Raw genomic sequence first — 7,739 nt, 5'->3', positions numbered from 1 at the left:
GCCAGCTCAAGACGCCCCTGAAACACCTCGGAAAGGCGTTCGGTCAGTTTAAAGCCAACCACTGAGAATAGATCTGAGGGGAGTCCGCCAACACGGGCGGTGAACTGCAATCCGCTTGCCTGGAGCATATCTTCAATCCCTGAAGGTATGGTTATGTCCTGTTCCCGGCAGCCTTTAGCCAACCAAATCCCTGGTTGGGCTACCGAACAACAACTGGCGGGAAAAGTACCAGCACTGACCCGGAAAATCCAGCGGCTGATCGCAAAAACGGGAAGATGGCTGGGGTCAGATGAAAACCTTCATCTGACCCCGATAGCGCTTCACTCGGGCTTGTAGAGCCGCTGGATACTGGAGAAGTCCAGGTTTCCATTGCCCTGCCCCGCATGGAGCTGGAACAGGTTGCGGGCCAGAGAGCCCATGGGAATGGAGGCCTGGTTCTTCACCGCGTTATCAAAAGCAAGCCCCAGATCCTTGGTCATCAGATTCACCAGGAAACCGCCCTCGTAATTCCTGGAAGCGGGAACGCCTTCCATTACCCCGGGCCAGGGGTTGTAGACATTCAACGCCCAGTTGCCACCGGAACTCTGCTTCATGATTTCCGAGAGCACCGCCGGATCCAGACCGTTTTTCACGCCCAATGCCAGCGCTTCGCTGGTACCGGACATAAGGATGGCCAGCAGCATGTTGTTGCAGATCTTGGCCACCTGGCCGGAGCCATGATCGCCGGCGTGGAAAATGTTCTTGCCCATCGCATCGAGGATCGGCTTGGCCTTGTTAAAGGCCTCTTCCGAGCCACCGCAAATAAAGGTCAGCGTTCCGGCCTTGGCACCGCCGACGCCGCCGGATACCGGCGCATCGAGGAACGGGATGTCCTTGGCTCGTGCCACTTCGGCCACGCCCCGTGCTGTTTCCGGCGCGATGGTGGAGGAGTCGATAACCAGGGTACCAGCAGGCAGTTTCGCCAGCAGGCCATCATCACCCAGGTAGACCGCTTCCACGTGTTGCCCGGCTGGGAGCATGGTAATGACACACTCAGCGCCATTGGCGGCTTCGTGGGCCGTGTCTGCCGTTTTTGCGCCTTCGGACACCAGCGCAGCTACAGCATCTTTGGAAAGGTCGAATACGGTGACCTCGTGGCCCGCTTTCACCAGGTTACTGGCCATGGGGCCGCCCATGTTACCGAGGCCGATGAAGGTGATTTTTGCCATGTTCATTCTCCTTGTTCTTGTAGTTGATTGGTATGGGCGGGCGTTTCGCCAGGCCCAAACTTTTTTAGAAATGCTTGTCGGATTACGCTTTGCTAATCCGACCTACGATTTGGTTATGCTTCGGGTAGGTCGGATTAGCGAAGCGTAATCCGACAACCAGGCCAGCCATCATTTAAAGAAATCGTCAATCCAGGCGCTGTCCATTTCGGCAAGGGACGCATACCGCCAGCGGGGCTGCTGGTCCTTGTCGATCAGAAGCGCGCGGATGCCTTCCGCGAACTCACCTTTGGTCAGGCACTTGGTGGAGAGCACCAGTTCCTTGTCGAGAACTTCCTTGAGGCTGTCGTGTTTGCAACCGTGCAGATGGCGCCAGACCAGAGCCAGGGATGTGGGTGACGCACCAGCCAGCGAGCGGGTCGCTTTCGCCACCCATCCGTCGCCACCGGACAGCTCCTTCAACTGGTTAACCGTCGCTTCCAGGGAGTCGGCATCGGTAACCCGGTTAATCTCATCGAAATGAGTGCGAACAGGTGATTCCGGCATGGCGTCGGCGCTCTCACGCTCGTATTGGCGAAGCACACTACCAACCACCGCATGAGGATCCTCGCCCTGCCAGTCACGCTTGCAGAGCTCGGCAACAACCTCGGCCTTCAGATCATGCCGGATGAAGCGGTCCGCAAGGCCGGTGAAGATTGCATCGGCACCGTTGAGGCGGGCGCCGGTCAGGCCCAGGAACAGACCGGTGCGGCCGGGCGTCCGGTTGAGGAACCAGCCGGCGGCTACGTCAGGGTAGAGACCGATGGTGATCTCGGGCATGGCAAGCTTCGAGGCTTCAGTCACCACCCGATGGGAGGCGCCCTCCATAATGCCCATGCCGCCACCCATCACGATGCCGTGACCCCAGCACACGATCGGTTTCGGGAAGGTATGGATCAGGTAATCCAGTTCATATTCCTCATTGAAGAACGCCTCACCTTCACTGGCGCCCTGAGGCTCGGTCATGCTGCGATACAGGGCGACGATGTCGCCGCCGGCGCAGAACGCCTTGTCGCCCTCGGATTCCAGCCAGACGGCCTGGATAGCAGGGTCTTCCGCCCAGCGCTTCAGTTGCGGGGTCAGCAACCGGATCATCTCCAGAGACAACGAATTCAGCGTTTTGGGCGTATTCAGCCTGGCCACGGCGATCAGCGCGCCATCGCCGGTTTTCCACTCTTCAAAGATAATGGGTTGATCACTCATAACAGATCCTTGAGCCAGCTTGTTTGGGGCCGGCTTCAGCGGTTTTTCCATTCCGGCTTGCGCTTATCTAGAAACGCGTTCACGCCTTCTTTCTGGTCTTCGGTGGAGAACAGCTCAACGAACAGCTCCCGCTCCATGCGCCAGGCGTCGTCATGGCTGCGACCATCACGGGCGCTCATCACCAGGGTCTTGCAACGGGCCGTGGAAGACGGGCTCTGCTTACACGCCATCTCAGCCAGTTCGAGGGCCTTATCAAGGCTCTGTCCGGTCGGCACAACTTCTTCAACCAGGCCGATTCGCAATGCCGTATCGGCCTTCACCCGTTCTCCGCACAGAATCATCCGCTTGGCCCAGCCTTCACCGACCAGCCAGGGCAGGTTCTGGGTGCCACCGGCGCAGGGCAGCAGGCCAACGCCCGCCTCGGGAAGCGCCATCTGGGCATGCTCTTCGGCGATGCGGATGTCGCAGGCCATGGCGCACTCCAGTCCGCCACCCATGGCATAGCCGTTAACCGCAGCGATAGACACGCCCCGGAAGCGACCCAGGGTTGAAAAGGCCTCGCCGAACAACTGTGCCATCTCATTGGCCCGGGCTTTGTCGCCATCGGCGAAGGTTTTCAGGTCGGCGCCAGCGGAATAGAACTTCTCACCCTGGCCGGTCATCACCAGGGCAAAGATATTCCGGTCTTCGTTCAGTTCCTTGACGATGTTCGTCAGGGCAATCAGTGAATCCCTGGTCCAGGTGTTGGCCGGCGGATTGTTGATGGTCAATACTGCGATGTGTCCGCGTTTTTCGAGCTGGATAAGATCGCTCATGGGGATCTCCTTATTGAATCGCTTCAGCCACGCCGTCATCAAGCAGGCGACGGGCAACAATCAGACGCATGATTTCGTTGGTGCCTTCCAGAATCTGGTGCACGCGCAGGTCGCGCAGGTAGCGCTCAAGCGGGTATTCGCGAATGTAGCCATAACCGCCGTGAAGCTGCAGTGCCTCGTTGACCACCTCGAAACAGGCATCGGTGGCGAAACGCTTGGCCATGGCGCAGTGCAGTGTCGCTTCCGGGTCGGCATTGTCGAGCTTGTAGGCTCCCAGACGAACCATCTGCCGCGCTGCGACCAGGTTGGTGGCCATATCGGCCAGCTTGAACTGCAGAGCCTGAAAAGCTGCCAACGGCTTGCCGAACTGTTCGCGCTCATGCATGTAGTTACGGGCACGCAGCAGAGCCGCCTGGGCACCGCCGAGGGAACAGGTGGCGATATTCAGCCGTCCGCCATCGAGGCCTTTCATGGCGATGGCAAACCCGTCGCCCTCTTCACCAACACGGTTACTGGCCGGAATGCGCACATTCTCGAGGCTGATCATCCGGGTCGGCTGACTATGCCAGCCCAATTTCTCTTCGTTCTTGCCGTAGGAAACGCCATCGGCATCGGCGGGAATCACGAAGGTGGAAATGCCTTTGTAACCGGAATCCGGTGCTCCGGTCCGCGCCATCAACACCAGAATGTCGGTTGCGCCGGCGCCGGAAATAAACACTTTGCTGCCGTTGATCACATAGCTGTCGCCATCGCGCACGGCCTTGGTACGAAGGCTGGCCGCGTCCGAGCCGGCACCCGGCTCGGTCAGACAGTAGGAGGCGAGCCACTCACCGCTGGCCAGTTTTGGCACGATTTCCTGTTTGAGATCGTCCGAGGCAAAGCTGGCTACCATCCAGGTGGCCATGTTGTGGATAGTGATAAACGCAGCGGTGGAAGGACACGCGGCGGCGAGTTCTTCCACGATAACCGAGGTGTCCAGCCGGGACAGACCCATGCCGCCAAGCGCTTCAGGGGTGTACATACCCATGAAGCCCATCTCGCCGGCTTCCTTCATCATATCGACCGGAAAGATATGCTCGTCATCCCACTTCGCCGCGTGGGGCGCCATGGATTTTTCCGCAAACGCACGCGCCGCCTCGCGAAACGCCAGCTGATCTTCGGAGAGGTTAAAGTCCATCGTTACGCTCCAGATAGATAGGGCTTGGCATTGGGTGGAGAAAACAAGGGGCCGGAAACGGGTTCCGGCCCAAATACCCCACCTTCAACGCAATTAACGCAACTGGATAGAGAAGTTGGCTTCTGTGCTGGTCGCTTCACTGGAGAACCAGCGGGAGGTAACCGTTTTGGTTTCGGTGTAGAAGCGAACTGCCTGCTTGCCGTAGGCATGCTGATCACCGTAGAAGGAACCCTTCCAGCCGGTGAAGGAGAAGAACGGCAGGGGCACAGGGATGGGGATGTTCACACCCACCTGGCCTACGTCGATCTCATGCTGGAAGCGACGCGCAGCACCACCGGAGCTGGTGAAGATGGAGACACCGTTGCCGTACGGGCTCTTGTTAACCAGTTCGATGGCATCGCCGAGGGTGTCGGTTTCCACGCAAGACAGCACCGGACCAAAGATCTCTTCGTTATAGATGTCCATTTCGGTGGTCACACCGGAGAACAGCGTCGGACCAACCCAGTTGCCGTCCGGCAAACCGTCTACGGTGCAACCACGGCCGTCCAGCAGCAGCTTGGCGCCCTGGGCTTCGCCAGTCGCAATAAGAGATTCAATACGGTCTTTCGCCTTGGCAGAGATGATCGGGCCGTAGCTGGCACCGGAATCGTTCCACGCACCAGGGCGCACTTTCGCCATGGCTTCTTTCAGCTCGGGAATCCACTGCTGGGCTTCGCCTACAAAAACGGCGACAGAAATAGCCATGCAACGCTGACCGGCAGCACCCACGGAGGCGCCGACCAGAGCGTTGATCACCTGTTGCTTGTCAGCATCCGGCAGGATAACCATGTGGTTCTTGGCGCCGGCGAAGCTCTGTACACGCTTCATGTTGCGAGTGCCGGTTTCATAGATGTAACGGCCCACAGGTACAGAACCTACGAAAGAAACAGCTTTGATGGCTGGATCGGTCAGCAGTACATCAACCTGTTCCTTGCCACCATGAACCACCTGCAGGACGCCCTTGGGTGCGCCAGCTTCCTCAAACAGCTCGGCAAGGCGCATGGGGGTCATCGGATCCTGCTCGGACGGTTTCAGGATAAAGGTGTTGCCGCAGGCAATCGCCATCGGGAACATCCACAGCGGAATCATGGCCGGGAAGTTGAACGGCGTAATACCGGCGCAGACGCCCAGCGGCTGGATCCAGGAGTGGGTGTCCACTTCCCGCGCCACGTTTTCAACGGTCTCGCCCATCATCATGGAGGCGACGTTGGCAGCGTGCTCAACCACTTCAATGCCACGCCAGACATCACCTTTGGCGTCGTCAAAGGTCTTGCCGGTTTCCTGGGCCAGGATTTCGGCGATCTCATCGTGATGCTCTTTCAGCAGAGCCTGGTAACGAAGCATGACCCGGGCGCGCTCTGAAACAGGTACTTCCTTCCAGGTCTTGAACATTTCGCCGGCGCTTTCGATGGCCTTGCGCATTTCCGCATCGGTGGTGCACGGCGCTTTGGCAATAACTTCATTGGTAGCGGGGTTGGTGACGTCGATCCATTCACTGGTTTGGCTATCGACAAACTCACCTGCGAGATACAGCGGTACATTTTTCATGTTGATGTCCCTGTTTGTTGTTGTGCGGGAAGCCGGCCAGAACCTCAGGGTTGCGGCCACGTTTAACTAAAGGCTAGCACGGGATCGACCAAGGGGTGATTGACTAAATTTCGCCCGTAATGGACTATCTTTCGATAAAGCTCAAACAAACAAGACCAGAAATGACCCAAACCTCACAGTGGCCGGTGCCCAAAGACAGCATTCGCTACGTGGTGCCTGAGCCGATCATCCGACTACTCGCGAGCCATCCACTCACCCGGGACTTGTACCCCCTGGCGTTCGGCCATTACCGCCGTGCCGTGGGCCACCACATGCACCGGGAGCACCATCACGACAATCTTTTGATCTACTGCACGGAGGGGCGAGCCTTCCTGAACGTTGACGGAGAGCCTTACACGATGGAGGCTGGCGACCTGCTGCTTTTGCCGGCCGGTGCCAACCACCGCTATACCGCCGATCCTGACAACCCATGGACCATCCACTGGGTGCACTACACCGGGCCACTGGCGGAGGATTTCAGGAATTACATGGGTTTTGACGGCCCGACCCGCATTCGCCATCTGGGCCGGCAACCCCGGCTGCTGGTTGACTTCAATGGCCTGCTATCGGTACGCCAGACCGGCTTCCGGGCCCGCGGGCTGATCCACGCGGCCAACCGGCTTCGGCAACTGTTGGCGGCGGTTCCGATCAACGCTGACGAGACCGGGCACGAACGGCAGGCAGAACTGGAAACCATCCACAACTATATGCGGGAGCATCTGGATGAGCGGATCAGCCTGGAGCAACTTGCTGATCTTGCCGGCCTGTCTCCCGCCCATTTCGCCACCCGCTACCGGGAACAGACCGGCACCTCCCCGATCCAGCACTTCCTGCACCTCAAGGTAGAGCGAGCCTGCCAGATGCTGGATACCAGCAGCCTCAGTTTTGCCGACATCAGCCGACGGCTGGGCTACGACGACGCCTACTATTTTTCCCGGCTTTTCAAAAAGGTAATGGGCCAGTCACCCCGGGACTACCGGCATACCGCCCGGCACTGACCCGTCGCCGGAGGCCAGATTGCGACCTGCCGCTTTCTACGACTTTTGTTGTAGGAGCCAAGGGGTTAGGCTTGGTGTATCGAACGACCAAAAGAGTGAGCTCATGGCCATGTACACCATTGAAATCGATGAAACCTTCGACGTGCCGCGACGACGGGTTTTTGCCCTGTTCGCCGACCACTACCGTTTCGGAAAACTGCTGGGCGCACCAGTGAAGCGTATCAAGGACAGCGACCAGGCCGACCCTAACGGCATTGGTTCCGTTCGCAAGATCGGCATCGGGCCGGTGGGTCTGGAAGAAACCGTGACCAACTTCGAACCGGATTCACTGATCGAGTACACCATCACCAGCATGAGCCCGATCCGGAATCATCTGGGCAGGATACGGTTTGAAGACACGCCCGACGGACACACGCGGGTGAACTACACCATCACCTTTGAAGACATCGTGCCGTTCACCGGGAAGGTGGTCAGCAGCGCCCTGGAACAGGGCATTCGCCGCGGGATCAGACGGGTACCCCGTCTGGCCTGAGGGTCGGCAACTACAAATCGTTACTTGAGGAATATCAGAGAATTGACTTGAGGCAAGAGTTGCCTTTTGTCAATTTTGTAATCTCCGCGCAGCTTGCAATATCCGGCCATTCCGGCCGGATCAAACTGTATTCTGCGGGAGACC

The 7,739-nt window shown here is 58.5% G+C and carries 7 protein-coding genes and 1 pseudogene; 2 read left to right on the top strand and 6 right to left on the bottom strand.

What is annotated here, in order from left to right; genetic code table 11:
- The 6 genes and pseudogenes from KEHDKFFH_RS20605 to KEHDKFFH_RS19330 form a co-directional block, all read right to left on the bottom strand.
- Positions 1 to 128: pseudogene (locus tag KEHDKFFH_RS20605) on the bottom strand (contractile injection system protein, VgrG/Pvc8 family); the annotation flags it as partial.
- Between the two features lie 192 nt (positions 129 to 320).
- Entirely contained in the window at positions 321 to 1,208 is an 888-nt protein-coding gene (gene mmsB / locus KEHDKFFH_RS19350; RefSeq protein ID WP_064227228.1) for a 3-hydroxyisobutyrate dehydrogenase, read from the bottom strand.
- 168 nt (positions 1,209 to 1,376) lie between these two features.
- Positions 1,377 to 2,447 carry an enoyl-CoA hydratase/isomerase family protein gene (locus KEHDKFFH_RS19345; RefSeq protein ID WP_064227227.1) on the bottom strand — a complete coding sequence of 357 codons (1,071 nt, stop codon included), beginning with the start codon at positions 2,445 to 2,447 and terminating at the stop codon, positions 1,377 to 1,379.
- A gap of 35 nt (positions 2,448 to 2,482) precedes the next feature.
- On the bottom strand, positions 2,483 to 3,262 hold the full coding sequence (locus KEHDKFFH_RS19340; protein WP_104323416.1) for an enoyl-CoA hydratase: 780 nt from the start codon (positions 3,260 to 3,262) through the stop codon (positions 2,483 to 2,485).
- Between the two features lie 10 nt (positions 3,263 to 3,272).
- Positions 3,273 to 4,439, bottom strand: coding sequence for an acyl-CoA dehydrogenase family protein (locus KEHDKFFH_RS19335; protein WP_104323415.1), 1,167 nt, complete (start codon positions 4,437 to 4,439; stop codon positions 3,273 to 3,275).
- Between the two features lie 93 nt (positions 4,440 to 4,532).
- Positions 4,533 to 6,026, bottom strand: coding sequence for a CoA-acylating methylmalonate-semialdehyde dehydrogenase (locus tag KEHDKFFH_RS19330; protein WP_104323414.1), 1,494 nt, complete (start codon positions 6,024 to 6,026; stop codon positions 4,533 to 4,535).
- Positions 6,027 to 6,187: 161 nt separating this feature from the next.
- Here KEHDKFFH_RS19330 and KEHDKFFH_RS19325 point away from each other — a divergent pair, with 161 nt between their 5' ends.
- Positions 6,188 to 7,063, top strand: a complete 876-nt coding sequence (locus KEHDKFFH_RS19325) for an AraC family transcriptional regulator (RefSeq protein ID WP_104323413.1) — start codon at positions 6,188 to 6,190, stop codon at positions 7,061 to 7,063.
- A 103-nt stretch (positions 7,064 to 7,166) separates the two neighbouring features.
- Complete coding sequence (locus tag KEHDKFFH_RS19320; RefSeq protein WP_104323412.1) at positions 7,167 to 7,595, top strand: SRPBCC family protein; 429 nt, start codon at positions 7,167 to 7,169, stop codon at positions 7,593 to 7,595.
- Positions 7,596 to 7,739: the final 144 nt, after the last annotated feature.

Source organism: Marinobacter maroccanus (genome assembly GCF_002933275.1).
Taxonomy (GTDB): domain Bacteria; phylum Pseudomonadota; class Gammaproteobacteria; order Pseudomonadales; family Oleiphilaceae; genus Marinobacter; species Marinobacter maroccanus.
The sequence above is the reverse complement of the archived record's forward strand: the minus strand, read 5'-3'. Positions and strand labels throughout refer to the sequence as shown.

Coding starts and splice junctions, on each gene's coding strand:
- mmsB (WP_064227228.1), bottom strand. CDS start 1,208: ATGGCAAAAATCACCTTCATCGGCCTCGGTAACATGGGCGGCCCCATG.
- KEHDKFFH_RS19340 (WP_104323416.1), bottom strand. CDS start 3,262: ATGAGCGATCTTATCCAGCTCGAAAAACGCGGACACATCGCAGTATTG.
- KEHDKFFH_RS19330 (WP_104323414.1), bottom strand. CDS start 6,026: ATGAAAAATGTACCGCTGTATCTCGCAGGTGAGTTTGTCGATAGCCAA.
- KEHDKFFH_RS19345 (WP_064227227.1), bottom strand. CDS start 2,447: ATGAGTGATCAACCCATTATCTTTGAAGAGTGGAAAACCGGCGATGGC.
- KEHDKFFH_RS19320 (WP_104323412.1), top strand. CDS start 7,167: ATGGCCATGTACACCATTGAAATCGATGAAACCTTCGACGTGCCGCGA.
- KEHDKFFH_RS19335 (WP_104323415.1), bottom strand. CDS start 4,439: ATGGACTTTAACCTCTCCGAAGATCAGCTGGCGTTTCGCGAGGCGGCG.
- KEHDKFFH_RS19325 (WP_104323413.1), top strand. CDS start 6,188: ATGACCCAAACCTCACAGTGGCCGGTGCCCAAAGACAGCATTCGCTAC.